This window comes from Kitasatospora sp. GP30, assembly GCF_029892145.1.
GTDB classification, from domain to species: domain Bacteria; phylum Actinomycetota; class Actinomycetes; order Streptomycetales; family Streptomycetaceae; genus Kitasatospora; species Kitasatospora acidiphila.
This window is the reverse complement of sequence record NZ_JARZAH010000015.1, coordinates 40307-64460: the sequence shown is the minus strand read 5'-3', so window position 1 is coordinate 64460 and position 24154 is coordinate 40307. Positions and strand designations below refer to the sequence as shown.

19 protein-coding genes and 1 pseudogene are annotated in these 24154 nt (G+C 71.6%); 10 read left to right on the top strand and 10 right to left on the bottom strand.

Features of this window, described 5'->3' with window-relative positions; translation table 11 throughout:
- Positions 1 to 202: 202 nt before the first annotated feature.
- Positions 203 to 796 carry a TetR/AcrR family transcriptional regulator gene (locus P3T35_RS21810; protein ID WP_101384026.1) on the bottom strand — a complete coding sequence of 198 codons (594 nt, stop codon included), beginning with the start codon at positions 794 to 796 and terminating at the stop codon, positions 203 to 205.
- 165 nt (positions 797 to 961) lie between these two features.
- On the opposite strand from P3T35_RS21810, the gene P3T35_RS21805 reads away from it, so the two are divergent.
- From P3T35_RS21805 to P3T35_RS21790, 4 genes and pseudogenes are all read left to right on the top strand, one after another.
- The gene (locus tag P3T35_RS21805; protein ID WP_101384027.1) at positions 962 to 1921 is read left to right on the top strand and encodes a chlorophyllase; all 960 of its coding nucleotides are present in this window, start codon (positions 962 to 964) and stop codon (positions 1919 to 1921) included.
- 174 nt (positions 1922 to 2095) lie between these two features.
- A complete protein-coding gene (locus tag P3T35_RS21800; RefSeq protein WP_101384028.1) occupies positions 2096 to 3115 on the top strand; it encodes an aldo/keto reductase in 1020 nt (339 codons plus the stop codon).
- Positions 3116 to 3274: 159 nt separating this feature from the next.
- Positions 3275 to 3436: pseudogene (locus tag P3T35_RS40425) on the top strand (NUDIX hydrolase); the annotation flags it as partial.
- Positions 3437 to 3492: 56 nt separating this feature from the next.
- Positions 3493 to 3771, top strand: coding sequence for a hypothetical protein (locus P3T35_RS21790; protein WP_280707409.1), 279 nt, complete (start codon positions 3493 to 3495; stop codon positions 3769 to 3771).
- A gap of 48 nt (positions 3772 to 3819) precedes the next feature.
- Here P3T35_RS21790 and P3T35_RS21785 read toward each other — a convergent pair whose 3' ends face one another.
- From P3T35_RS21785 to P3T35_RS21770, 4 genes are all read right to left on the bottom strand, one after another.
- Positions 3820 to 6954 (bottom strand): LuxR C-terminal-related transcriptional regulator, encoded by a 3135-nt coding sequence (locus tag P3T35_RS21785; protein ID WP_101384029.1) that lies wholly within the window; start codon positions 6952 to 6954, stop codon positions 3820 to 3822.
- Positions 6955 to 7324: 370 nt separating this feature from the next.
- A complete protein-coding gene (locus P3T35_RS21780) occupies positions 7325 to 8782 on the bottom strand; it encodes a DHA2 family efflux MFS transporter permease subunit (RefSeq protein ID WP_101384030.1) in 1458 nt (485 codons plus the stop codon).
- 9 nt (positions 8783 to 8791) lie between these two features.
- A complete protein-coding gene (locus P3T35_RS21775) occupies positions 8792 to 10207 on the bottom strand; it encodes an amidohydrolase family protein (RefSeq protein WP_143677009.1) in 1416 nt (471 codons plus the stop codon).
- A 144-nt stretch (positions 10208 to 10351) separates the two neighbouring features.
- Entirely contained in the window at positions 10352 to 11638 is a 1287-nt protein-coding gene (locus P3T35_RS21770; protein ID WP_101384032.1) for a serpin family protein, read from the bottom strand.
- A 248-nt stretch (positions 11639 to 11886) separates the two neighbouring features.
- Here P3T35_RS21770 and P3T35_RS21765 point away from each other — a divergent pair, with 248 nt between their 5' ends.
- The gene (locus tag P3T35_RS21765) at positions 11887 to 12111 is read left to right on the top strand and encodes a hypothetical protein (protein ID WP_101384033.1); all 225 of its coding nucleotides are present in this window, start codon (positions 11887 to 11889) and stop codon (positions 12109 to 12111) included.
- A 99-nt stretch (positions 12112 to 12210) separates the two neighbouring features.
- Here P3T35_RS21765 and P3T35_RS21760 read toward each other — a convergent pair whose 3' ends face one another.
- Positions 12211 to 12540, bottom strand: coding sequence for a hypothetical protein (locus P3T35_RS21760; protein WP_143677010.1), 330 nt, complete (start codon positions 12538 to 12540; stop codon positions 12211 to 12213).
- A gap of 485 nt (positions 12541 to 13025) precedes the next feature.
- On the opposite strand from P3T35_RS21760, the gene fusA reads away from it, so the two are divergent.
- Positions 13026 to 15068 (top strand): elongation factor G, encoded by a 2043-nt coding sequence (fusA, locus tag P3T35_RS21755; protein WP_101384035.1) that lies wholly within the window; start codon positions 13026 to 13028, stop codon positions 15066 to 15068.
- Between the two features lie 51 nt (positions 15069 to 15119).
- Here the strand turns inward: fusA and P3T35_RS21750 are convergent, their stop codons facing one another.
- Genes P3T35_RS21750 through P3T35_RS21740 form a run of 3 tightly spaced genes read right to left on the bottom strand, consistent with a single transcriptional unit; the run spans position 15120 to position 18523 of the window.
- Complete coding sequence (locus tag P3T35_RS21750; RefSeq protein ID WP_101384036.1) at positions 15120 to 16766, bottom strand: pyruvate, phosphate dikinase; 1647 nt, start codon at positions 16764 to 16766, stop codon at positions 15120 to 15122.
- 21 nt (positions 16767 to 16787) lie between these two features.
- Positions 16788 to 17420, bottom strand: a complete 633-nt coding sequence (locus P3T35_RS21745; RefSeq protein ID WP_101384037.1) for a transcriptional regulator — start codon at positions 17418 to 17420, stop codon at positions 16788 to 16790.
- On the bottom strand, positions 17417 to 18523 hold the full coding sequence (locus tag P3T35_RS21740; protein ID WP_101384038.1) for a helix-turn-helix domain-containing protein: 1107 nt from the start codon (positions 18521 to 18523) through the stop codon (positions 17417 to 17419). Before P3T35_RS21740 ends, P3T35_RS21745 begins: the two co-directional genes overlap by 4 nt.
- 558 nt (positions 18524 to 19081) lie before the next feature.
- Here P3T35_RS21740 and P3T35_RS21735 point away from each other — a divergent pair.
- From P3T35_RS21735 to P3T35_RS21725, 3 genes are read left to right on the top strand one after another with little or no spacing between them, the layout of a single operon-like run.
- Entirely contained in the window at positions 19082 to 19948 is an 867-nt protein-coding gene (locus P3T35_RS21735) for an ABC transporter substrate-binding protein (RefSeq protein WP_101384039.1), read from the top strand.
- 50 nt (positions 19949 to 19998) lie between these two features.
- A complete protein-coding gene (locus P3T35_RS21730) occupies positions 19999 to 20880 on the top strand; it encodes an ABC transporter permease subunit (RefSeq protein WP_280707351.1) in 882 nt (293 codons plus the stop codon).
- On the top strand, positions 20873 to 21625 hold the full coding sequence (locus P3T35_RS21725; RefSeq protein WP_101384040.1) for an amino acid ABC transporter ATP-binding protein: 753 nt from the start codon (positions 20873 to 20875) through the stop codon (positions 21623 to 21625). The genes P3T35_RS21730 and P3T35_RS21725 overlap by 8 nt, the downstream gene beginning before the upstream one ends.
- Before the next feature lie 283 nt (positions 21626 to 21908).
- Here the strand turns inward: P3T35_RS21725 and P3T35_RS21720 are convergent, their stop codons facing one another.
- Complete coding sequence (locus P3T35_RS21720) at positions 21909 to 23441, bottom strand: FAD-dependent monooxygenase (RefSeq protein ID WP_101384041.1); 1533 nt, start codon at positions 23439 to 23441, stop codon at positions 21909 to 21911.
- A gap of 104 nt (positions 23442 to 23545) precedes the next feature.
- On the opposite strand from P3T35_RS21720, the gene P3T35_RS21715 reads away from it, so the two are divergent.
- The gene (locus P3T35_RS21715; protein ID WP_101384042.1) at positions 23546 to 24148 is read left to right on the top strand and encodes a TetR/AcrR family transcriptional regulator; all 603 of its coding nucleotides are present in this window, start codon (positions 23546 to 23548) and stop codon (positions 24146 to 24148) included.
- The last annotated feature ends 6 nt before the right edge of the window (positions 24149 to 24154 follow it).

The window sequence follows — 24154 nt, the reverse complement described above, 5'->3', positions numbered from 1 at the left end:
GCTCGCGATCGCGGACGAGTACCGGAGGTTCGCGCGGTACCAGGCGAGGGGGCACTGGCCGTTGATGGTTGGTGTTCACGGTGCGGAAGACCGCAGCTGTCCGGCAGCGAGTGGGCGGTAGTGCGCGCGCAGCGCCTCCAGGAAGCTCTGACCGGCCGGCCGCTCGGCGACGATGCCGGCCAGGTCTGATGTCTGGCACTCGTCAGGGTGACTGTGGTTGCCGCAGGCCCTGGAGGAGCAGCACGATCAAGCGGCGAGGGTCGTAGCGGGGATCGCTGTTGCCTCCGATGCAGAGGTTGCCGATGCCGCGCATCAGTTCGTAGGCCTGCGTGCCCGGCTTGATCTCGCCGGCGTCGACCGCGGCGTCGAGTAGCTGTGAGCAGACGGGTACCAAGCGGTCGAGGAAGTAGGCGTGCAGCGCGTCGAAGCCGCTGTCCGACTGCAGGGTGCCGGCGAGTCCGTGCTTGGTGACCAGGAAGTCAACGAAGAGGTCGACCCACTGGCGGAGCGCTGCGAGGGGAGAAGCGGTGTCGGCCAGCAGGTTCGGGCCGGCCTCAGCGCAGGCTTCGACCTGATGGCGGTAGACGGCGACGACGAGTTCCGCGCGGGTCGGGAAGTGGCGGTAGATCGTCCCGACTCCGACGCCGGCTCTGGCCGCGATCTCGCGGATCGGCGCATCGACGCCGGAGGTGACGAACACCTCGGCGGCGGCGGCGAGGAGCGTCTGCTGGTTGCGCAGCGCGTCGGCCCGCTTGCTTCGAGTCGGCGCCTCTGTGGACCGGTCTGCGGTGGACACCACGTTCTCCCTCGGTGGTTGACTAAGCGGAACGCTGTTCCGTATCGTATCTGGAACAAGGTTCCGCTTTGAGACTAGCCGAAGCGAACCCCCCCCGTCCGTCTCACCCGCCGCCGCCAGCCGAACGAGACCGGCAGCAAGGCCGCGGGAAGGGAAAGGCACCTCATGACTTCATCGACTTACGCAGCTGACACCGTCGGCGAGCCCACTGCTGTCCTCTCGGTCAGTCCGGTGGTCCTGCCGGCTCCCGACCGCGCAGTGGACCTGCATGTGCGAGTCTCCGCCCCGGTGACCGGAAGCGACCTGCCGATCATCCTCCTCTCGCACGGCCAGGGGCCCTCGAACAACCTCTCCTCGCTGAACGGCTACGCCCCACTCGCCAACTACTGGGCGGCGCACGGCTTCGTCGTCATCCAACCCACCCATCTGAGCTCCAGGACGCTGCGCCTGGACCCCGGCACAGCTGGGGCGCCGCTGTACTGGCGGTCGCGGGTCGAGGACATGAAACGCATCCTCGACCGGCTCGACGTGATCGAGACCGCCGTCCCGCAGCTCCTCGGACGCCTGGACCGGAGCAAGGTCGCCGTGGCCGGGCACTCGATGGGCGGCCACACCGCGAGCGTGCTGCTGGGCGCCCGGCTCACCGACCCCCACGACGGCACGGAGGTGGACCTGGCCGAGCCCCGGATCAAGGCGGGCGTGCTGCTCGCCGCGCCCGGCAGAGGCGGCGATGCCCTCACCGAGTTCATGGCCCAGAACTACCCGTTCTTCGCGACCACGGACTTCTCCGGGATGACGACGCCCGCCCTCGTGGTCGCCGGCGACAACGACCCCTCCGCCCACCTGACGGTTCGCGGCGCGGCCTGGCACACCGACCCGTATGTCCTCGCCCCGGGCCCCAAGTCCCTGCTCACGCTGTTCGGCGCGGAGCACGGTCTCGGCGGTGTCTCCGGGTACGACGTCGCCGAGACCACGGACGAGAACCCCGAGCGGGTCGCCGCAGTCCAGCGACTCACCTGCGCCTACCTCCGTAGCGAGCTCTACCCGGGGGATCCCGCCTGGAAGGCAGCGTGTGAGGTGCTCAGGGCCGGGTCCGACCCGCTCGGACAGGTCGAATCCAAGTAGGCCTACCCAGCCGACCCGCGCCACGCATGGCCGTCCGGCCATCACGCCATCCGGCCGGCTGTCCGGCCATCGCGCCGTCCGGCCGTCCGGCCATCGCGCCGGGCGGCCGTCGCGCCGTCCGGTCGGTCGGCCATCCGGCCATCACGCTTCAACCCGTCATGGAGGAACACAGGCATGCAGTACCGCAACCTGGGCCGCACCGGTGTGCAGGTCAGCACCCTCGCGCTCGGCGCGATGAACTTCGGCAGGATCGGACGCACCACCCAGGACGAGGCCACCGCCATCGTCGACGCCGCTCTCGAGGCCGGGATCAACCTCATCGACACCGCCGACATGTACAGCGGCGGCGAGTCGGAGGAGATGGTCGGCAAAGCCATCGCCGGGCGCCGCGACGACATCGTGCTGGCCACGAAGGCCGGTATGCCCATGGGCGAGGAGCGCAACCAGCGGGGCAGCTCACGCCGCTGGCTGATCACCGCGCTGGATGACAGCCTGCGCCGCCTCGGTGTCGACCACGTCGACCTCTACCAGATCCACCGATGGGACCCGGGCACCAGCGACGAGGAGACCCTGTCCGCCCTGACCGACCTGCAACGCGCCGGGAAGATCCGCTACTTCGGGTCCTCGACCTTCCCGGCCCACCGCATCGTGCAGGCTCAGTGGGCCGCCCGCGAGCACCAGCTGAGCCGTTTCGCCACCGAACAGCCCAGCTACTCGATCCTGCAGCGCGGAGTCGAGACCGACGTGCTGCCCGTGACCGAGGAGTACGGCCTCGGGGTGCTGGTGTGGAGCCCGCTGGCCTCGGGCTGGCTGTCCGGCGCGGTCCGTGAGGGCAGGCAGATCACCACCAGCCGCTCGGCGTTGATGCCGCAGCGCTTCGACCTCACCGTCCCGTCCAACCGGGCCAGGCTCGATGCGGTCGAGCAGCTGGCCGGCGTTGCCGACGAGGCCGGACTGACGATGATTCAGCTCGCGCTCGGCTTCGTGACCGCGCACCCCGCCGTGACCAGCGCGCTCATCGGCCCCCGCACCCTGGACCACCTGCACTCGCAGCTCGCGGCCGCCGACACCGTGCTCCCGGCCGATGTGCTGGACGCGCTCGACGCCATCGTCGCACCCGGTGTCGACCTCGCCGCACACGAGAAGCACGACACTCCGCCCGCGCTGCTCGACCCGTCACTGCGTCGCCGCTGAGCGCCCGAGGGCAGCATCCGTGCCGCGTTCACGGGACCGGTCTGGCCGGCATCGAAAGGCCTGGCATCCAGAGCAGACAGCCGCTCCAACTCGGCGTCGTGGTCGTGGTCGTGGTCGGTGGTCGGTGGAGCACGTCTGGGTGTTCGGTAGCGTGGCCGGATGGCTTCGATGAACCTCCGACATGCGGTCCGCGCGCTCATCATGGACGAGGCCGAGCGCATCCTGCTGTGCCGGCTCGTCATTCCGAAGCCGTCCGGACCGATTGTCGTCCGGGTGGCACCCGGTGGTGGCGTTGAGCGGGGGGAGACCCTGCTGGCCGCCCTTCGTCGGGAACTGCACGAGGAGGTGGGACTCGCCATCGACGATGCCCGCCGCATGTGTGGCATCAGGAGGTTGTCGATCCCGGGCACGCGCCCGGCTATGACGGCGTGGTCAACGACTACTTCCTCGTCCACACGACGGCGTTCCAGCCCCGAGGCGCGATGTCCGACGAGGAACTCGCGGCTGAGAACATGACCGGCTTCCGCTGGTGGCGGCTGGCGGAGATCGTCGGCTATGACGGCCCGGACGTGTTCTCGCCCCGCGACCTCGGGAGCCCGCTGTCGGCGCTGATCGCCTTCGGGCTCCCGACGGGGACGGTGCGGCTCGGTCTCTGAGGTCGCGGAGAAGGCGGTGGTCCAGGGGCGTGGGGCGGTGCCGCGGGCTCAGCCCTCGCGGACCCGGAGTGCGAGCTCAAGGCGTGAGTGGATGCCCAACTTGCGGAAGATCTGCCGCAGATGGAACGCCACGGTGTGCGGGGAGAGGAACATCCGACCGGCAATCTGGCGGTTGGTCATGCCTTGGGCGGCGTACTCGGCCACCGTGCGCTCCGTGTCGGTGAGACTCGGCCAGCCGTTGGCCGGGCGGCGTTCCCGAGGGTGACCAGGGCGTTCCCGGAGCGATCGCTGCCGCATGCCCAGCGCACGCAGTCGCCGTCGGGCCCGGGCGGCATCACGATCCGCGCCCAGGCGCAGATAGCCGTCCAGCGCATCCTCCAACTTCTTGATGGCCCGGGCCCGGTCGACCGTCCGCAGCAACGCGCCCAGGTCCTCGACGGCCGAGACCCGGGCCCAGGCGTCACGGTGGCTATGGGCCGCCGTCTCCAGTGCGGGGGCGTCATGCCTCAGCAGTCCGTCGGTGTGGGCGGCGGCCGCGTGGATGGCGGGGGTGTCGGGGTTGGCGTCCGCGAGAGCCCGGATCGCCGTGCCGACACCAGCGGCGTCGTCCGGTCGCCCGGTCAGCAGTAGCGTGCGCACCAGCCAGGGGGCGAGCGCCGGTTCGCGGGCGAGGAGCGTGGGCGCGGTGGCTGGGGCGGGACTCGGCCACAGGGTGGCGAGTGCGGTGCGCAGGTGGTCCGAGTCGTCCTCGGCGGCGGCGAGTTGAGCCTCGATCCACTGGGCGATGGTGGTCGGGTTCGGCTTCGGGTTCGGGGGAGCGGGGAGCGGGGGCTGCGGGTGCGGGTGCGGGTGCGGGTGCGGGTGTGGGTGCGGGGACTTGGCGCGTGCAGACTTGGGGCGTGGCGACTTGGAGGGGGTGGGTGCAGCCGGGTGAGGTGCGGTCCCCGGGGGTGGGGGTGGGGCGGATCGCTTCGGTTGCTTGGTCAGGGCGCGCGTGTGCTCGGTCGCTGACGTGAACTCGCCGCGCTGCACCGCGAGGATGGCCAGGATGGTGCGTGCCTGGTGCTCCGGCCAGTCGAACCCGGCGGCACGGGCCTGGTTGAGCGCCGCGGTTGCCTCGGCCAGGGCGTCCAGCGGGCGGCCCTCGGCCATGGCGAGCTGGGCGGTAACCAGGTGGCGCAGCAGCGGAACGGTGAACTCGGCGCCGGCCGGGGCCGCCGCCAGGGCCGCCCTGGCCTGGGTGGTGTGGCCGAGTTGCACCAGCAGCAGGGCATGCAGCAGTTCGGGCGGACTGTGCCAGCCGGCCGCCGAGCCGTCGGCGCGCAGGGCGACTGCCTCTGCGGCGAGCGTCAGCGCCTCGGCGGCCCGCCCGTTCCGCCAGGCGAGCGTGGCTTCGCCGAGCCGGACGGCGGCACGGGGGTCAAGCCCCTGTGCGAGGGCGAGGCGATGGACCTCCGCCAGTTGGCGGGCGGCATCAGGAGCCGCTTGCGCTGCCAGCGCCGCGATCTTGGTGAGGAGCGCATCCAGTCGCACCGTGGCCGGCAGCCCGGGGAGGGTTGCCGGCTCGGCCACGGTGGCGAGGCACTCGCGGTACTCGCCGCGGAGGAGCAGGGCGGTGGCCAGTGAGGTGCGCAGGCGGGCGGCGACGATCGGGTCCGGCACGGGTGTGGGTGTGGGTGCGGGTGCGGGTGCGGGTGCGGCTGCGGCTGCGGGCGCGGGCGTGAGTGGGCTGGCTGTCGGCGCTGGGAGCGGGTGGCCGAGGCTGCCCAGCGGGGCGTGGGCGTGGGCGGGTGCGGCTGCGGGTGCGGGTGGCGGTGGGATCGGAGGGTGGGGCTCCGCGCCCAGGGCGTCGCGGGCGAGGCTCATCGCCTTCGCCACCGCGCCCGAGCGCAGGCAGGCCTCGGCGGCGAGGGCCACCATCGGGGTGGCGGCCCGGGCGTCGGCGAGGACGTCGACGCCGCGCAGGGCCAACGCGGCTGCCGTGCCCGGGTTGTCGGCCAAGGACTCGCTGGCCGCGACGCGTAGCAGGGTACCGGTGGCCGGGTCGCCGGGGTGGGCGCCGTGCAGCAGGTGCGGGGCGGCCGCGGTGATGGAGTGGCCGCGCGCCAACTGGATGCTCAGCGCCTGCCGGTGCAGTGCGGCCCGGATCGCGCGCGGGAGATCGGACAGGACTACTTGGCGCAGCAGCTCATGGCGGAACGTCAGCTCGTCCGATGTGCTGTCCAGCAGGCCGGTAGTTGTGGCTGCGCGAAGCGCGGTGGCGAGCGCGCCCACGGGGCGTTGGAGCAGCTGTGCCACGTCCTCGGGGAGACTGGACCGTCCCAACACGGCGGCGGCTTCCAGTAGTTCACGTGCGGACGGGGTTACCGCCCCGATCCGGCGACCGGCCAGTTCGTGCAGCGCGGTGGTGGGTGCGGTCGCCTCGGTCAGGTGGGCGTGGCCGCCGTCGAGTCGCAGGGTGGCGTCTACGTCGAGCGCGTTGAGCAGTTCGATCAGCAGCCGGGGGCTGCCCTGGGCCATGCCCAACAGCTCGGCCAGCTCCGCATCCGGCGGCGCGCCGAGCAGGTCGGCGCTCACCTGCAGCACGGCGGCGGGGGCGAGCGGGCGCAGCAGCAGTCGGGGGACGCGGTCCGCGGTGGGGGGTGGCTCGCCGCTCCAGGCCTCACCGGCGAGCACCAGCAAGGCCTTCTCGCGGTACGCGGCGAGCAGTTGACGCAGCATCGGCAACGGCACGGCGGGGTGGTCGCAGGTGATGAGCACGGGGGCGGTGTGGAGGTGCTCGGCCAGCAAGCTGTGGGCCCGGCGCAGCGCCGGGTGCACGGGGGCGCCGCCGGATGCGGTATCGCTGGGGGCATAGCCGGTTGCCGCGATCGTTGCCGTGCCGGCCGCCGATGCCGTGCCACTTGCCGTACCGCTTGCCGTTGCCATGGCACTTGCCGATGCTGCCGAGCCGAGCGCGGCGACCAGGCTGGCGGCCAGCGGCTCGGCGGTGCCGCGGAGCACCCGGACCACCCGGAAGCCGCGTGCGTCGGCGAGGCGTTCACCCTCCCGGAACAGCCGCGTCCGGCCGTAGCCCGCCGGTCCGCTGACTGCGGCCAGCAGTGCTTGCCGGCTCCCCAGGACGCGGTCCATCCACAGGGTGAGCTGGTCGAGTTCGGCGTCTCGTCCGCGCAGCGGTGTCATGCCGGTGGCCGGTGGCGGTTGCTCTGACGGAGCATGAGCCTGGGCGGGTACGCGGGGGCCGGTCAGCAATGGGGTCCTCGCCGGGTGTTGTGGTGGGCGGCAGTCGCGGGTGGGCCGGGGACGGGTGCCCCACAAACGGCCGGGGCGGTTGGCGCGGTTGGCCGCCTCGGGGGCGGATGGCCGCTTCGGGGCGGCCCGAGTGGCGCAGGGCGGTTCGGTGCCCGGGAGGCGGATGGTCAGAGGGTGTGCGGGGCGGGGCGGCCGAGCGGGGTCCGGGCGGCGGCGGGCTCCTCGGTGGCGTGGGTCATGGGCAGGTGGGGTCAGCCTGGGCTCAGTGCAGGCGGTGCGGGCAAGTGCGGCACGTTGGGGCTCAGGCATCGACCGGCTGCGGTTGGTCCTCCCGCCGCGCCAGCCGCCCGCCTGGGAGGAGCAGCGCCAGGGCCGCGCAGCAGAGCGCGAGCAGCAGGGCCAGCCCGTAGGCATCCGCCAGGCCGGAGGCGAACTGGGCTGGGTACCCGGGGCTGCCGACCGAGGTGGTGACAGAGCGTATGGCGAGTGCACTGAGCACGGCGACGCCCAGGGCCTGGGAGACGCGCTGGGTGGCCTGGAAGAGCGCGGTCCCGCGGGTGACGGCCGAGCGCGGGACATCACTGAGCGCGGTGACCTGGGTGAGCGGCGGGACGACGCCGGCGCCGGCCCCGGCGATCACCAGTGGCAGGGCCAGCCGGGCCGGATCCGGGTCGCCGGCCCTGGCCCGCAGCAGCGCGATGCCCACGGCGAGCAGCAGGAACCCGGCGGTGAGCGGCAGCCGCGGCCCCCAGCGGTCCCGGATCCGGCCGCCGAGCAGCCCGGTGGCGCCGCCAGCCACCGCCATGGGCAGGACGGCCAGTCCGGCGTCGAGCGCGGTGGCGCGGTGGACCACCTGGATGGAGAGCGGGAGCAGGAACTGCGTACCGAAGAAGGGGACTTGACCGAGAACGTTGATCGCACTGCTGATCCCGTAGCTGCGCAGGCGGTAGAGCCGGAAGTCGAACGGACCCGCGTGGCCCGAGAACTGCCGCACCACCAGGAAGACGAGCGCCGCCGCCCCCGCCCCGAAGGCGAGCAGCGCCATCCCACGCCGACCCGACCCGAGCTGCGTGGCCCCCAGCAGCAGACCGCCGAAGGCGGGGCAGATGGCGGCCAGGCTCAGCCAGTCCGGTCGCGGGCGGGAGGGATCCCGAGGTTCGTCGGGTGCCAGCACGCGGTGGCCGAGCAGCACCCCGACCACCCCGATCGGGACGTTGACGAAGAAGATCCAGCTGGTCAGATGGGCGTCGATGAAGGCGCCGCCGACCAGCGGCCCGATCATCGGGGCGAAGACCAGCACCAACCCGAAGACGCCGAAGGCGATGCCCCGCCGCTCGGGCGGGAAGGCGGTGAACAGCCGCGCGGAGCCCAGCGGCAGGGCGAAGCCCCCGGCCAGGCCCTGCAGCACCCGGGCGGCGATCAGCAGCCCCAGGGTCGGCGCCAGCCCGCAGAGCAGTGACGCACCGGCGAAGCCGACGAGCGAGGCGAGGAAGACCCGCTTGGTGCCGAACCGGTCGCCCAGCTCGCCGGCCAGCGGGGTGGCGATGCCGAGCGCCAGGGCATAGCCGCTGACCACCCACTGGACCTCGGACGTGGGCGCCGCATAGTGCAGTTGCAGCGCATGCACCGCGACATTGACCACCGTGGTGTCCAGGATGGTCATGAACGAGCCGACCGAGACCGCCAGCAGCGTCTGCCAGGGCGAGCGGTCGCCGGGGCGGGGCGGTGCGCCGGGCCGGGTGGTGGAGTCGGAGGCCATGGCAGTCCGTCAGCTCGGCAGGGCCGTCGCCGGGGCGACGGGCAGTCGGCCGGCCACCACATGACCGTCCTTGAGGACCACACGAAGGGCGTCCAGCGCCGCGAGATCGGCGCTGGGATCGCCGTCGACCAGGAGCAGGTCGGCCGGCAGGCCGGGGGCCAGCACTCCGAGCCGGCCGGCTTGGCCGCAGACCGCCGCGGCGCCTTGGGTCGCGGCCTCGATCACCTGAAGCGGGGTCAACCCGGCGGCGAGCAGCCGGTGCAGCTCCTGGCGGGGTCGCCCGGCGGGGATCCCGGGGAGCCCGACCCAGTCGCTGCCCAGCGCGACCCGGCCGCCGGCCGTCGTGAACCGCCGGACCACCTCGACCAGCAACTGCTCGATCTCGGTCAGGGTGGCGTCCGGCAGTTCGGGCAGGCCGGTGCGGATGCTGATCAGCTCGCTGCCGAGGGTCGGCACCAGGCGCACGCCGGCCGCGACCATGCGATCGATCCACCGGGCGAAATCGGGCAGGGCGTCCAGGCGCAGTCGGCCGGCACGCTGCAGTTCGACGTATCCGGTCTCCGGGGGCAGCGGGAAGAGCAGGTGCTCGATGCTGTCCACGGCAGCGGCCAGCGCGACATCGAGCTGGTCGACATGGTGGACATGGGAGCGGACCGGCAGCCCGTGCTCGTGCGCCCGGCGGGCCGCCGCCTGGATCAGAGCGGGGGCCAGCACCGGGAGCCGGCCTGGCGATCGGTAGTTGAAGTCGAAGGACTCCTGGGTGACCTTGATGAAGTCCACGCCGCGGGCGGCCAGTTCGTCGACTGCGGCCCGGGCCTCGTCGGCGGTGTGGACGGGGCGGGCCGCCGAGCCGTCGCCACGGATCACCGGATAGCCGCCGGGCGCGGTGATCGCCGGTCCGGCGACGAAGACGTTGGCCGCGCCGGGCTGCCGCCCGGCGCGGTGCAGCTCCTCGATCAGCTGGGGGCCGCTGCCGGTATTGCCGATGCTGGTCACGCCGTCCTGAAGAAAACCGTGCAGGACGGCGGGAATATCGCGTTCCACATGGGTGTGCGAATCGATGAATCCCGGCAGCGCCGACAGCCCGTCACACGGCACGATCCGGGCGAGCGGCGGAATTCCGATCGAACCGGTGGGCCCGAGCCGGATGATTCTCCCGCCCTCGATCAGCAGATCGGTGGCGGGGCGCGCCGCAGCCCCTGTGCCGTCGATGAGCCGGGCGCCGATCAGCGCGACCGGGCCTGACCAGGACTCCGACTCCGACTCCGGCTCCGGCCAGGACTCCGAACCCGACCAGGACTCCGAGCCCGACCAGGACTCCGAGCTCGACCGACGCTCCGAGCCCGACCGAGGCTCCGAGCCCGACCAGGACTGCGATGCTGCGACGGAGTTCACTTCCGTCACATCCGGTTCTTCAGTATTCATCGAGGCACCCCCTGACTAAGCTGACAAATCAGAAAGTCGGTCAACTTCTCTTTCGGCCGGTCCACTTCTGATCTGCCGATCCATCGGCAAGATAGTGTGCTAACCGAAAAGCCGTCAAGAGGTGCTTGAATAAAGCGAAAATACTCAGTTGGTCGTCGGATCAGTCACCTGGCCGATAAAGAGCGGCTGTCCGGTCTGCACATTGCGGATCAGGAAGAAGAACGGGCGGTCGAGGACCAGATGCACTGCGACCAGCGGCGGCGCCGCCGCAGTCGCGCCCATGCGGACCCCGCTGCCGGCCGCCGCCGTGGTGCCCTTCTCGTCCACCAGCACCATGGCCTTCTGCACCACCTGGCAGATCGTCGGCGGCCTCGCCCCAGGGGCGGCCAGCCCGGAGAAGTCGGCCGACGGGCCGAAGGCCGAGCCCATGCCGAGGGCAGCCAGCGGCTCGTTCAGCGACCCGCCGCTGTTGAAGCTGAACTTCGGCACCGCCAGCTCCACCTCGGTGTCGTGGAGTGCGCCGAGCATGCCGTCCAGGGCGGCACCGCTCAGGCTCTGGCGGAAGGCTTCGAGTCCGCCCGAGTCGGGCAGCACCAGGTCCATCGCCAGGTTGCCGCCCTGATACGGGAGTTCCACCGCCTGCCAGGACGGGCCGGTGCTTCCGCCACCGCCATGGGCATAGCCCAGCCGACTCGTCTGGTTCATCATGCGGACGGTATCCGTGCTGCCGTCAAGCCGGTGGAACGGCTGGTCGGCGCTGTCCTCCGGCTTGAACGGCTGCTGCCACTTCGCCGTGAAGTAGAGCGCGTCGGTGAGCGTCAGCAGGGTGCCGGGGCCCAGCGAGCCCGGATCGAACAGGTCCTTGATCCGGCCCCCGGTCTGCTGCTCGACCAGCGCGTTGACGGCCTTGGTCGCTCCCTGCGGGTCCTTGTCGAAGTCCGCCGTGTAGAGGCCCGCGTGGAAGGCCGCGGCCAGCAGCGCCAGGTAGTCCTGGCTCACCGGATAGCCGCGCTGGGTCCAGGCGGCGTCCGACTGTTTCAGCACCAGGCCGTCGCCGCCCGACTTCTGATCGCCGGCCAGCGCGCCGAGTGCCGTCGCATAGCGGTCGGCGGGCAGGTCGGTGTGCAGCACGGTGCTCATCTCCCGCGCCGTGGTGCCACGCGCACCCGGCAGCGCCATTCCCAGCGCCGAGGCCAGTCCGGCGGGGGAGAGCACCATGTTCCGCTGCCCTCCCATGGTTCGGTAGAGGTCCAGGCCGAACGCCTCGGTGCCGGCCGCGGTGCCCTTCAGCTCCGGATCGGTCGGCACCGCTTCGGCCGCCGGCGCCGCGCGCAACTCGCCCGCTCCCGGTATGCCGCTGCTGCCGCATCCCGCCAGTAGCGCCGCCAGCGCCGCGATCGCCGCCACCCAGCCGGTGCGCTTCGTTCGCATGCTCGTCCCCCCGCCTCTCGTCGCACCCCGTGATCGTGGGTGCCGGTTCCGGCGATGGGACGCGGCGACCGGTGAACCGGTTCCGCGGTGGCGGATGCCGAGTGTCCGGGGGCGGCGGACACCAAGTGAGAGGAGGTCAGAACCGGTGGCGAACCTGTTGCACACCTGTTTCGATCACGTTCGAGGGACTGCGTTAGGGTCTCGCTTGTCAGCACGTCAGCAGCAGTGACCAGGGCAGGGGAGTGACCATGCGCGAGTACTACGAGCGCGAGGAGATCATCGAGCGCGACGGCTTCTTCGGTGGCGAGGAGGTCATCGAGCGCGAGGAGATCGTGCGCCGTGACCGCTGGGGCCGGGAGGAGATCATCGAGCGTGAGACCGTCGTGGAGCGCGACGGCTTCTTCGGTGGGCTCTTCGGTGGCGAAGAGGTCATCGAGCGCGAGGAGATCATCGAGCGTCGCGACTTCTTCTGATCGGTCGGCCCGAGCCGAGTTCTGCTCGGTGGGCTGTAACCGAGCGCCGGGCCCCGGGGGATGACATCTCTCGGGGCCCAACTGTTCGGTCCGGCCGGATCACACCCGGACGGCGGGCCCGGTGATGCGGAAGGTGCTGGAGTTGCGGACGCCCAGCTGCGCGCGGACGGCTGCGGCGCTGCCGGGCGCGGCGGCGGTGAGCTCGGAGCGGCCCTCGCCGAGGCGGGCGGACTGCTGGCCCCGGTAGCGGAAGAACACGCTCAGCTGGTGCGGGTGGTCGGCCTCGATGCGCAGGGCGTTGGCGCCCCAGCGGGCCGGGTGCTCGGTGCCGTCCAACTCGATGACCGGACGGGTGAGCAGGTGGTGGAACCAGGCCGCGGACATCGACGGACGCACGGTGACCACGAGCTGTGCAGCTGACTCTGACATGACGTCAACGATAGCGAACGAACCATCTGGGGTTCCGCGTGGCGGTCGAAAAATTGCTGTCGTCCTGACGGTCAGGCGCGCTACCTTCGCTTCCAAGAACGCGCCACGACCGTGAGTTGGCGCGTGCCGTGCCGAGCGAGGGGAGACCAGCCATGCGTGACCGCTGCGCTGTCGTCGTTCCCCGGGGCCGGTACGAGGTGATCCTGGTGTCCTCGGGGGCCCGGTGCCGGCTGCGCGCCCGGCACCGCAGGGCCTGACGAACGCCTGACCGGCGCGCCCGGTGCGTCAACTACGTGCCCGGCGCGTCAACTACGCGCCCGCGCGTCACGTACGTGCCCGGCGCGTCAAGCACGCGTCGACCGCGTCAAGTACGCGTCCACGTACGGGCAGCACGCGTCAACGGACGCACCGCGTGCCCGAACACGGCTTCGTCCCGGCACATCGCGCCGCCCCGTTCCACCACCTCACCGCTGAAAGGCACGGCCGTGCGCACCACCGCCAACTCCCTGACCACCGTTCGCAACCTGGGCATCCTGGCTCATGTCGACGCGGGCAAGACCACCGTCACCGAGCGGATCCTCTACACCACCGGCGCCACCTACAAGCGCGGCGAGGTCCACGACGGCACCACCGTCACCGACTTCGACTCGCAGGAGCGCGACCGCGGCATCACCATCTTCGCGGCGGCGGTCAGTTGCGACTGGGACGGTCACCGGATCAACCTCATCGACACCCCTGGCCACGTGGACTTCGCCGACGAGGTGGAGCGGTCGCTGCGGGTGCTGGACGGCGCGATCGCGGTCTTCGACGCCGTGGCCGGAGTCGAGCCGCAGAGCGAGTCGGTGTGGCGCCAGGCCGATCGGCACGGCGTGCCCCGGATCGCCTTCGTCAACAAGCTCGATCGGGCCAGCGCCGACCTGGACCGGGCGGTCGACTCGATCCGGGAGCGGCTGCACCCGACGCCGCTGGTGGTCCAGTTGCCGATCGGCGCCGAGGACGGCTTCACCGGTGTCGTCGACCTCGTCCGGATGCGCGCCCTGTGCTGGTCCGGCAACGGCGAACGCACCGAAACACCGGTATCCGAAGCCCTGTTGACGACTGCCCAGGAACGAAGGCGGCAACTCGCCGAGGCGGTCGCCGAACTCGACCCGACCGCACTGGAGGAGTACTGCGACACCGGCACGCTCACCGCCGAGGCACTCGCGGCGGCGCTGCGCACGGTGACCCGCAGCGGTGCCGGCCTGGTGGTGCTGTGCGGCTCCGCCTACCGCAACCGCGGGATCGAACCGCTGCTGGACGCGGCGGTCGCCTATCTGCCCGCGCCGACCGAACTGCCGCCGGTGCGCGGCACGGTGGACGGCGCCGAGCAGGAGCGGCCGGCCGACCCGGCGGCACCGTTCGCCGCGCTGGTGTTCAAGGTCAACTCGACGGCCACCGGGCGACTGACCTTCGTGCGGGTGTACTCGGGCACGATCCGGAAGGGGGAGACCGTGTGGGACGCGGCCACCGGGCGCACCGAGCGGGTCAGCCGGATCCTGCGGGTACAGGCAGACCGCCATGAGGAGGTGGCGCAGGCGGTGGCGGGCGACATCGTCGCGGTGATCGGGGTCAAGGCGGCCCGGCCCGGGGCGACGCTGACCGTGCCGGGCGCGCCGCTGGTCCTCGAACCGCCCAGCACCGCCGAGCCGGTGGTCTCCGTCGCTGTCGAGGCCCGCCGCGGCACCGACACCGACCGGCTGGCCACCGCGCTGGCCCGGCTGGTGGAGGAGGACCCGTCGCTCAAGGTGCGCACCGATCCGGAGACCGGTCAGACGCTGCTCTCCGGGATGGGTGAACTGCACCTGGAGGTCGCGGTGGAGAAGATCCGCCGGGACCTCGGGCTGGAGGTCGGGGTCGGCCGCCCGCAGGTGGCCTACCGGGAGACCGTGGTGCGGGGAGTCGGCGGGCTGGTGTACCGGCACGTCAAACAGGACGGCGGCGCGGGGCAGTTCGCGCACCTGGTGCTCGATGTGGCGGCATCCGACGAGGTGGAGGGATTCGAGTTCGCATCGACGGTGACTGGCGGGCGGGTGCCGCAGGAGTACGTCCGGGCGGTCGAGGCCGGCTGCCGGGACGCGCTGGTCGAGGGGCCGCTCGGCGGTCATCCGGTGACCGGCCTGCGGGTGGTGCTCACCGACGGGGCGACGCACCCGAAGGACTCCTCGGAGTTGGCCTTCCGCACGGCGGGCCGGCTGGCGCTGCGTGAGGCGCTGCGGCGCTGCACCATGGCGGTCCTCGAACCGGTGGTCGAGGTCACCGTGTCGGTGCCGGAGGACGCGGTGGGCGGGGTGCTCGGGGACCTCGCGGCGCGGCGCGGGCGGATCCTCGGCCAGGTCGGCCGGGCGGGCACCGCGGTGCTGACCGCGATCGTTCCGCTGGCCGAACTGTTCGGCTACGCCTCGCGGTTGCGCGGCCGCACCCAGGGCCGCGGCACCTTCACCACCCGTCCGGCCGGGTACGCCCCCGCACCGGCGGGGCTCGGCAGGTAGCCGCGCCAAGGGCCCGCTCCCGCCTGGGAGCGGGCCCCACCGCGGCGCGAACTAGCCGGGCGTCGACCGGCGGAGCACGGCCTGAGCCGCAGTGAGTCGGGCGGCTTCGTCACGCTCGAACTCGTCGCGACCGAACTCGCCGCTCTCGAAGTCACCGCCCTTGCCCGCGACTTCGTCGGCCCAGGCGAGCAGCCGGTGCAGCCGAGGGTCGGTGCCGGCGTCCACGACACGGGGACGGCCGACGACGACCTCCCCGCTGGTGCCGTCGAGGGCGATCAGGGTGCCCTCGGGGAGCGTCCGGCCGGCCACCCGGAGTGCGCCGGCCGCCGCATCCACCGTGAGACCGGCAGCCCCGACGACCGCGGGCTTGCCCAACGACCGTGCGACGACGGCGGCGTGGCTGGTCGGCCCGCCCCGGCTGGTCACGATGCCCACGGCGGCGGCCAGGCCGTGCATGTCCAGTGGCGAGGTCTCCGGTCGCACCAGCACCACCGGGCCCTGCGCTGCCATCCGGGCCGCGCTGTCGGCGCTGGTGGCCACTCGGCCCACCGCGACGCCGGGCGAGGCGCCCAATCCGCGAGCGAGAACGTCGGCCGCATCGTCCGGAGCGATCCGGGGTGTGCGCACCTGGCGCAGCTGCTGCGGGGTGATCCGCAGCAGCGCCTCGGAGCGCTCGATCGTGCCCGCATCGGCGAGGTCGACCGCGACGCGGACCGCGGCTCGTCCGACCAGCCGCCCGGGCCGCACCTGAAGCAGCCACAACTGACCGGCCTCGAAGGTGAATTCAACATAGCAGGCATCGCGGTAGTGCGCTTCGATCCGCTCCAGGGCGTCCAGCAGGCCCGCCCAAACGGCCGGCTCCCGCTCGGCCAGCTCCCGCAGCGGTGAGGTCAGCGACCGGCCCGAGACGACCTCCTCGCCCTGATGGCCGAACAGGACCTCGCCGAATGGCACCGGTTCGCCGGTGTTGGGGTCGCGGCTGAACGCGACCCCCGTCCCGCTGCGGCCGTCGCGGTTGCCGAACACCATCGCCTGGACGGTCACGGCGGTGCCGAGGTCGGCCGGAATGTCGTGCAGCGCACGGTAGGTGATCGCTCGCGGAGTGTCCCAGGACGAGAAGACGGCCGCGATGGCGCGCTCCAGGTGCCGGGCGGCATCCTCCCCGACCGGCTCACCGGTGCGTGTGCGGATAGTGTCCTCAACGTTCCTGACCACTACGGCGGTTCCTACCCGCTGTGCGATGGCTGCCAGAGTCTCCCGCTCCAGACCGAGCACCTCCGTCGCGTAGCTCGATAGGAACCGCAGACGGGAGTCGAGCGCGAACCTAGGATCTGCCGTCTCCGCCGCCAGCGCAGTGGTGGCCGCGTCGGTGAGACCGAGGTTGAGGACGGTGCTCATCATGCCGGGCATCGACACGCTGCTCCCTGACCGCACCGCCACCGCGAGCGGGCGCTCGGTGCCGCCGAGCTTGCGCCCGGTGGCGGCCTCCAAACCGGAGAGAGCGTCCGCCAGTTCGGCGTCGAGTCCGTCCGGGAGCCGGCCGTCGCGCAGGAAGGCGCGGCATGCCGCCGTACCGATGACGAAACCCGGCGGCACGGGCAAGCCGAGGCGCCGCAGGATGACCAGGCCGTGTCCCTTGCCGCCAAGGGCCTCGGCCGTTTCCTCAACTTCCGCTGAGATGGGGTGAATCCAGGACATCGGGTTGCCTTCTCGGTGACGTCAGTGCCGAGGCAGGCCCAGGGTGGCGAGCAGGTCCGCATGCAGGTGGAACCACACGGTGTGGTAGGAGGCAGTGCCGTCCGTGACATAGTCCAGCTCACCGGACTTGGCACGAGTGAGCGCATCGGCGAGCCGGGTGCGGTAGCGCTGAAACCGCAGCATTGCCGCGGACAGTTCGGCGCAGACGGCGTCGGCACGGCGGTCGAGATCTGCGAGCCGCTCCAACACCCGGGTGTCGTAAGCCTGGTCGGAGTGGTCGTTGAGGATCGTCGAACCGTCGATCGAGCGGGTTTGCCAGGCCGTGCAGAGGTCGAGCAGTTCGGGGTTGAGCACCAGGAAGCCGTTGAAGGCCCCGGCCACCACGGCCCGGGCATCGGCCGCGTCCAACTCCTCGGTGATCCGCCGGGCGTCCTCTACCCGACCGGCATCCGTGATGCCCCACCCACCGAACGGGCCGGCCAGGTGCGTCACCAGTCCGGCCACGGCGAGGTCGATCAGCTCCGACTCGACATCGGACTCCGGGAGTCCGGTGGCCGCAGCGACCCCGGAGAGGCCTGAGAAGCCGATGCAGCGAAGGGCGTGAAGCACCAGCAGGTCGGAGCCGGTGGCATGTGGCGAGACGGACTGGGTCATTTCGCGGCCTCACGTGGTGTGGTGTGGTGGGCATCGGCGCTGGCTGCGGCGTGCGCGGCGCCCCGTCCGTCGGCACGGGCGACGAGTTGGCTGCTGCTGACGCGAACGGCGTACTCGGTGGCGTCGTCAGCGTGCGGTGCGCCAACCGCCGCAGCGACCAGGGCACGGTCGTCCAGGACGAGTTGGAGGCGCGGCCAGGCGTCCGGGGCGAATGCGTGCCGCAGGCAGTGGGTGAAATCGCTGATCCTGAGCCGCACCAGGCGTCCGGTCTCGGCGGGGTCGCCGGTCACCACGGCGATGGTGACCTGGTCGCCCGGGCGGGCGGCGCGGACGAGTTCCTCGGCCGCGGCCAACCGGCTGGTGCCGAGTACGGCGATCACACCGTCGTCGGCGAATCCGGCCGGCCGGCCGCTGAGCAGATCGGGCAATTGGGCCGGCGGCGTCCACGGATCGCGGCAGGCTCGCGCCGGCCTCACATGGGGCAGGTGCGGCGGGGCCCAGGCGTCGGCGAGCCGGAGCTCGCCCAGATGCTCGCAGGCATCCGCCACGTCGAACGGATCGCCGAGTCCTAGTGCTGGTTCGACCAGTGCACCAGGCCCGTTCAGCAACCTCAGGACCAGCTCGGCCCGGCGGACCTGACGTGCCGTCACATCACCTTCTGATGCCCGCGACTCCAGTGCAAGGGCGAGTAGCAGCGCCTCCAGGCGGGAGACCTGCGCGAGCGCGCCACGGCCCGGCTCATCGTCGAACACGGCGGCCAGTGCGGATAGTTGCACCTGGTGGGCCATGGGATCGGCGGCGGCCAGGGGGAGCCGGTGCAGCCAGGTGCGGGCGAATCCGCCCAGCGCCGCGGCAATCGACGGCGGCGAGGTCGTCGGGACCTGGCTCGGGCTGCGCTCGACCGCGTCGATCAGGACCGCCAGATAGAGCGCGCGCTTGCTCGGGAAGTTGGAGTACACCGCGCCACGGGTCAAGTCGGCGCGCTCGGCGATCCGGTCGACCTTCGCCTCGGCATACCCGTGCTCGGTGAACTCCGCCTTCGCCGCGGCCAGCACGGCCACCCGAGTGCGCTCCTGCTGCTGAGTTCGAGTCAATCGGACCATGTGCGACTCCCTCCCTCGCTTGAGCTAGAAGATACACGGAACATCCGGATGACGTGGCCATCCGAGTTTCCTGGGTGCGGCGCTGCCGTCGGATCGCATCGCAGCGAGGCCAGCTGCGCGGGCCGTCCGATCCTGCGGCACCATGTCCCGCCACGTCGGCTGATTGACGGATCGTCAGATCGCGGCCCGGCGGCCGCTGACGTGCACGGACTTGACTCCGCCGCTGATCAGCCCGCATAGTGCCGCCATGGCTGGTTTTCTGGTTTCCCGCAGGCATGTCGACCTGCGCCGCGTGACGGCGATGAGCTGTCGCGCCAACCGCTGACCCCATTTCGCAGCCGTCCTCGGACGTCGGCTGTCGGCTTTTCGCCCTTTCCGGCCCGTTTCCGGCCCGCTGCATCAGCAGCCTTCTCCAACAGCCTTCCTTGGCAAGCTTCTTTAACAACCGCGTTGCCGCGTACGGTCGTTCACCCGTGCCAGCGTCCCGTGGGCCACCGGCCCCGGGCTGCCTGAGCGCGTGGTGCTGCCGTGTGCAGCCGCCTTCCTCCAGGAGCACCCGTGCGCTCGCGCCCGCTCGTCAGCACCCTCAGCATTCTCACCGCCGTCGCCGCCGCGGTGTCGCTCGCCGCCTGTGGCAACGGCTCGTCGGGCAGTTCGGCCGGCAACCCCTACCAGCTGGTGGAGCCGGGGACGATACACGTCGGCACGCTCTCCGACGCGCCCCCGAACGTCTACCTCAAGGACGGCAAGTTCACCGGATTCGACAACGACCTGTTCACCGCCGTCGCCGCCAAGGCGGGCCTCAAGGTGCAGTTCGCCGCCACCGACTTCTCCGCGTTGCTCTCCCAGGTGGCCAACCACAAGTTCGACGTGGGCAGTTCGTCCATCACCGTCACCGACGCCCGGAAGAAGACGGTCGACTTCACCAACGGCTACGACTTCGGCTACTTCGGTCTCGACGTGCCGACCGGCTCCTCGGTCAGCAGCTTCGACCAGCTCTCGGGCAAGCGCGTGGTGGTCGTGCAGGGCACGGTGCAGGACGACTACGCGACCAAGAACAACCTCAACCCGGTGCGGGTGCCCGACTACAACAGTGCGCTCAACCAGCTGAAGTCCGGTGCCGCGCAGGCCTGGATCGCGCCCGCCGAGATCGGCGAGAAGAGCGCGGCGGACAGCGGCGGCAAGGTGGTGCTGGCGCAGAAGCGGCTCAGCCCGGCGCCGACCGCGTTCGCGGTGGCGCATGACCGGCCCAAGCTCCTTGAAGCGCTGAACAAGGGCCTGGACGAGGTGATCAAGGACGGCACCTGGACCAAGCTGCAGGAGCAGTACTACCCGGGGCGGCCAGTGCCGGCCGACTTCAAGCCCGGCAGCGGGTCGGTGGCCTTCCCGCCGGTGACCGGGGCGAGCGCCCCCGCGACGCCCTGATCAAGCGCTGACCCGACAACTCCCGTTCCTGCGACCGACAGGAGGACGACGTGGACCAGTTGAGCACGCTGGTGGAAACGTTCTTCGACTGGGGATCGATGCGTTCCGCGATCTCCGATCTGCTCACGACCGGCGTGCCCAACACGCTGATCCTCGCCGCCTCCTCGGCGGCCGCCGGCACCCTGCTGGGGCTGCCGCTGGCGGTCGCCGGGACGGCGCGGACACGATGGCTGCGCTGGCCGGCCAGGCTCTACACCGATGTGTTCCGCGGCATGCCGGCCGCTGTGACGATCCTGCTGATCGGGGTGGGCCTGGCCCCGCAGGCGCTGGCCGTCTGGGGGCCGGACCCGTATCCGCTCGGCATCCTGGCACTCTCGCTGATCGCGGCTGCCTACTTCGGCGAGATCTTCCGCTCCGGCATCCAGAGCGTGGAGGCAGGCCAGTTGGAGGCGGCCCGAGCGCTCGGGTTCTCCTACCCGGCGGCGATGCGACTGGTGATCATCCCGCTGGGTGTCCGCAGGGTGCTGCCGGCCTGGGTCAACCAGCTGATCGCGCTGGTCAAGGACTCCAGCCTGATCTACTTCCTCGGGCTGACGGCAGGCCAGCGCGACCTGTTCCGGATCGGCCAGGACTCCGCCGCCAACACCGGCAACGAGTCCGCGCTGGTCCTGGCCGGGCTGTTCTACCTGCTGCTGACCGTGCCGCTGACGCACCTGGTCAATGTGGTCGACCGGCGGCTGCGGCACGGGCGGCGAGTGGCCGAGGACCCGGCGGCCGAGCTGCCCGGGCTGGTCGGGCCCGTCGATCCGACTGGGCCGGTCGTACCCGCCGATCCGGCCGAGCCGACCGAGCCGGTCGTTCCGAGTGGGCTGGTCGGACCCGCCGGTCCGGCCGAGCCCACTGTCGCCCCCGAGGGAGCCACCCGTGCCTGACCCGCGAGCCACCGACTTCACCCCGGTCAGCCTGACCATCCGCGACCTGCACCTGTCGCTCGGCGGCAATCCGATCCTGCTCGGTGTGGACATCGACGTGCCGAGCGGTGAAACCCTCTGCGTGATCGGCCCGTCCGGGTCCGGCAAGTCCACGCTGCTGCGGGCCGTCAACCGGCTGCTGGAGCCCGATCGCGGCGACATCCTGCTGGACGGCGAGAGCGTGCTGCGCCGCGATCCGGACCAGTTGCGCCGCCAAGTCGGCATGGTGTTCCAGCAGTTCAACCTCTTTCCGCACCTCAGCGTGGAGCGCAACCTGACCCTGCCGCTGCGCAAGCTGCGCGGCTTCTCCCAGGAGGAGGCGGTCGAGACCGCCCGGCGCCAGCTCGACCTGGTCGGTTTGCGCCACAAGGCCGAGGTGCGCCCGGGGAGGCTCTCCGGCGGCCAGCAGCAGCGGGTGGCGATCGCCCGGGCGCTGGTGATGGCGCCCCGGGTGATGCTCTTCGACGAGGCCACTTCGGCGCTCGATCCCGAACTGGTCAAGGGTGTCCTGGGGTTGATGGCGGACCTGGGTCGCCAGGGCATGACCATGGTGGTGGTCACCCATGAGATGGGTTTCGCTCGCGAGGCGGCCGACCGGATCGCCTTCATGGACCGCGGTGTGGTGGTGGAGGCGGGTGCGCCGGAGGCGGTGTTCGGCGACCCGCGCAGCTCGCGGTTGCGGCAGTTCCTGGCGGACGTGCTCTGAGGCCAGTTCGGGGAGAATGGTCCAGACCCTTGACGGGGGCAGCGGGCGGTGCGAACGTACCAGCGAGCCCTCTGCGGGGCGTCCTGAGAAACGCCGTCTCCGCGTTCCCCCACTGCTCTCGCCTGCCCCGGCGCGACACCCTGCCACGCTGCTGATCGGCAGCGCCCCCGCTGGGCGGTAGCCCGGGTGTTGCCGGTCGGCGGACCAACTCGTGGACGTTGGCACTGCTCTGGTGCGCTGCCCAGTGGCGCGCTGGCCGGGCGGTGGGCCTGGTTGTTGCCGGTCAGATGACCAACTCGGCGACGTGGGAGCTGACTTGGCTCAGGTCCGCTGTCCCGCTCGTCAATGCCACATAGCCGTCCGGGCGGACCAGTACCACCGCGTCGCCCGTGACGCCGTAGGCGCGGCGGGCGTGACCGGCGGGGTCGTGAACGGTCTCCTGGCGCAGCAGGGGGAAGCTCGGCAGGCCGGGCAACGGGGGCCGGTCGCCGAAGTGGAGCAGGGTGAAGTGCGGGCCGCGGAAGAGGTCGAAGAGGCGGACCGGCTGCCCGTCGGCGGTGCGGCAGGGGGCGTCCGGGGCGCGGTCGCCGGCCCGGACGCTGGTGGAGCCGTCGAGGTCGCGGCTGAGCGGTCCGCCCCGGTAGGCGATGGACAGGCCGCTGAAGTCGGAGCCCGCCGTGCTGGTCCGGTTGCGGAACTGGTCGGCCAGGGCGTTCGCGCCGCCCTCCCTGAACAGCGCCCGGTGCTGGACCGTGGTGGCGTCGAGCACCGCCCGGGCCACCGGCAGCCGCTCGGCCTGGTAGCTGTCGAGCAGCGCGTCCGGGGCGCCGCGCAGCACGGCCGCCAGCTTCCAGCCCAGATTGTGCGCGTCCTGGATCCCGGTGTTCATGCCTTGGCCGCCGGCCGCGGAGTGGCAGTGCGCGGCATCACCGGCGAGGAACACCCGGCCGCTGCGGTACCGCTCGACCATGCGGACGGTCGGCCGCCAGACAGTCGACCACACCGGGTCGCGCAGCTCGACCCCGGGCAGGCCGGCCCGTTCGGCGAAGAGCCGGCGGAAGACGGGTAGCGTGGGCTCGGGCACCTCGCCGTGCCGGTCCGGTCGCACCGCGGCGTTGATGGCCCAGTTGCCGTCGGACCGGAGGGGGATCAACGCCAGGGCGCCGACACCGAATTCAGCGTCCTCCCAGAGGTGCAGGTAGTCCATGTCCAGCCCGTCTAGGTGCACGGCGGCCATCAGGTACCGTTCCTCGTCCCAGGTCTCGCCGAGGAACGGGATGCCGGTCAGCTTGCGGACGGTGCTGCGGCCACCGTCGCAGCCGATCAGGTAGCGGGCGGTGATCTGCTCGCTGTGCTCGCCGTGTCGGACGGTGGCGGTGACCTGCTCCGCGTCCTGGGTGTAGTCGACCAGTGCGGTGTCCAGCTCCACCTTGACGCCGTAGTCGGCCAGTCGGCCGCGCAGCACGGCCTCGGTGTGGTGCTGGGCGAGCATCATCATGCCCAGGTACGGGCGGTCGGGGGTGGGGGAGTTGGCTGCAGCCGGGTCGGTCTCGCTGACGATCCGGGGACCCTGGTAGCTGCGGATCTTGAGGTTGAGCTCGCCGCGGGCGTAGATCTCGTCGACGATGCCGAGGTCGTCGAAGACCTCCAGGGTGCGCGGGTTGATGCCCCGGGCTCGGAGACTGTGCTCACGGAACCTTGAATCCCGCTCGATCACACGGCAGTTGACACCGCTCCGGGCGAGTGTGACCGCGAGCGCGAGGCCTACCGGGCCGGCGCCGACGATGAGGACCTCGGTCGATCGACTGGTGCGCATGGCTGTACCCCTTTGCGAATAAGATACGGCGCGTTTCCTGTCTTCGACTGTAGACTGACCTTGATAAGAAACGCAACGTATCTACTGAACCTGGTGCGGGATCCATGGCGACCAACACGACTGAGGGCGGCAGGACGTCGCGCCGACGCGGTGACGAGCTGGAGCGGGCGATCCTCGACGCCGTCTGGGCCGAGCTCGCCGAACACGGCTACGACACGCTCACCATGGACGGCGTCGCACTCCGGGCCCGGACCAGCAAGCCGGTGCTGTACCGCCGCTGGTCGAACCGGGCGGAACTGGTCATGGCGGCACTCGACCACAATGCCCCCGACTACCAGGAGCCGCCCGACACCGGCGAGTTGAGATCCGACCTGGAGACCTTCCTGGGCCGGCTGCTGCACCGCTTCGACGACCTGCCGCTGGCAGCCGTCCACGGCCTGATGGTCGACATGCTGCGCGTTCCCGAACTGCGCTCCCGCTTCCGCGCCGGCCTGCTGGCCTTCGGCCCGGTGGACACCCTGGAGGCCATGATGCGCCGCGCCGCGGACCGCGGTGAGGTGAACCCGGCCCGCCTGACCAGGCGCGCCGTCTCCCTGCCGCTGAGCCTGCTCCGCGACGCCTTCCTGGTGAGCGGCGAGGTCCCGGACGATGCGGTGATCGCCGAGATCCTCGACGAGGTGGTCCTGCCGCTGCTCAAGGCGCCGTAGCGGGGC

Coding starts and splice junctions, on each gene's coding strand:
- P3T35_RS21805 (WP_101384027.1), top strand. CDS start 962: ATGACTTCATCGACTTACGCAGCTGACACCGTCGGCGAGCCCACTGCT.
- P3T35_RS21800 (WP_101384028.1), top strand. CDS start 2,096: ATGCAGTACCGCAACCTGGGCCGCACCGGTGTGCAGGTCAGCACCCTC.
- P3T35_RS21785 (WP_101384029.1), bottom strand. CDS start 6,954: ATGACACCGCTGCGCGGACGAGACGCCGAACTCGACCAGCTCACCCTG.
- P3T35_RS21780 (WP_101384030.1), bottom strand. CDS start 8,782: ATGGCCTCCGACTCCACCACCCGGCCCGGCGCACCGCCCCGCCCCGGC.
- P3T35_RS21775 (WP_143677009.1), bottom strand. CDS start 10,207: ATGAATACTGAAGAACCGGATGTGACGGAAGTGAACTCCGTCGCAGCA.
- P3T35_RS21770 (WP_101384032.1), bottom strand. CDS start 11,638: ATGCGAACGAAGCGCACCGGCTGGGTGGCGGCGATCGCGGCGCTGGCG.
- P3T35_RS21765 (WP_101384033.1), top strand. CDS start 11,887: ATGCGCGAGTACTACGAGCGCGAGGAGATCATCGAGCGCGACGGCTTC.
- P3T35_RS21760 (WP_143677010.1), bottom strand. CDS start 12,540: ATGTCAGAGTCAGCTGCACAGCTCGTGGTCACCGTGCGTCCGTCGATG.
- P3T35_RS21750 (WP_101384036.1), bottom strand. CDS start 16,766: ATGTCCTGGATTCACCCCATCTCAGCGGAAGTTGAGGAAACGGCCGAG.
- P3T35_RS21745 (WP_101384037.1), bottom strand. CDS start 17,420: ATGACCCAGTCCGTCTCGCCACATGCCACCGGCTCCGACCTGCTGGTG.
- P3T35_RS21740 (WP_101384038.1), bottom strand. CDS start 18,523: ATGGTCCGATTGACTCGAACTCAGCAGCAGGAGCGCACTCGGGTGGCC.
- P3T35_RS21720 (WP_101384041.1), bottom strand. CDS start 23,441: ATGCGCACCAGTCGATCGACCGAGGTCCTCATCGTCGGCGCCGGCCCG.
- P3T35_RS21715 (WP_101384042.1), top strand. CDS start 23,546: ATGGCGACCAACACGACTGAGGGCGGCAGGACGTCGCGCCGACGCGGT.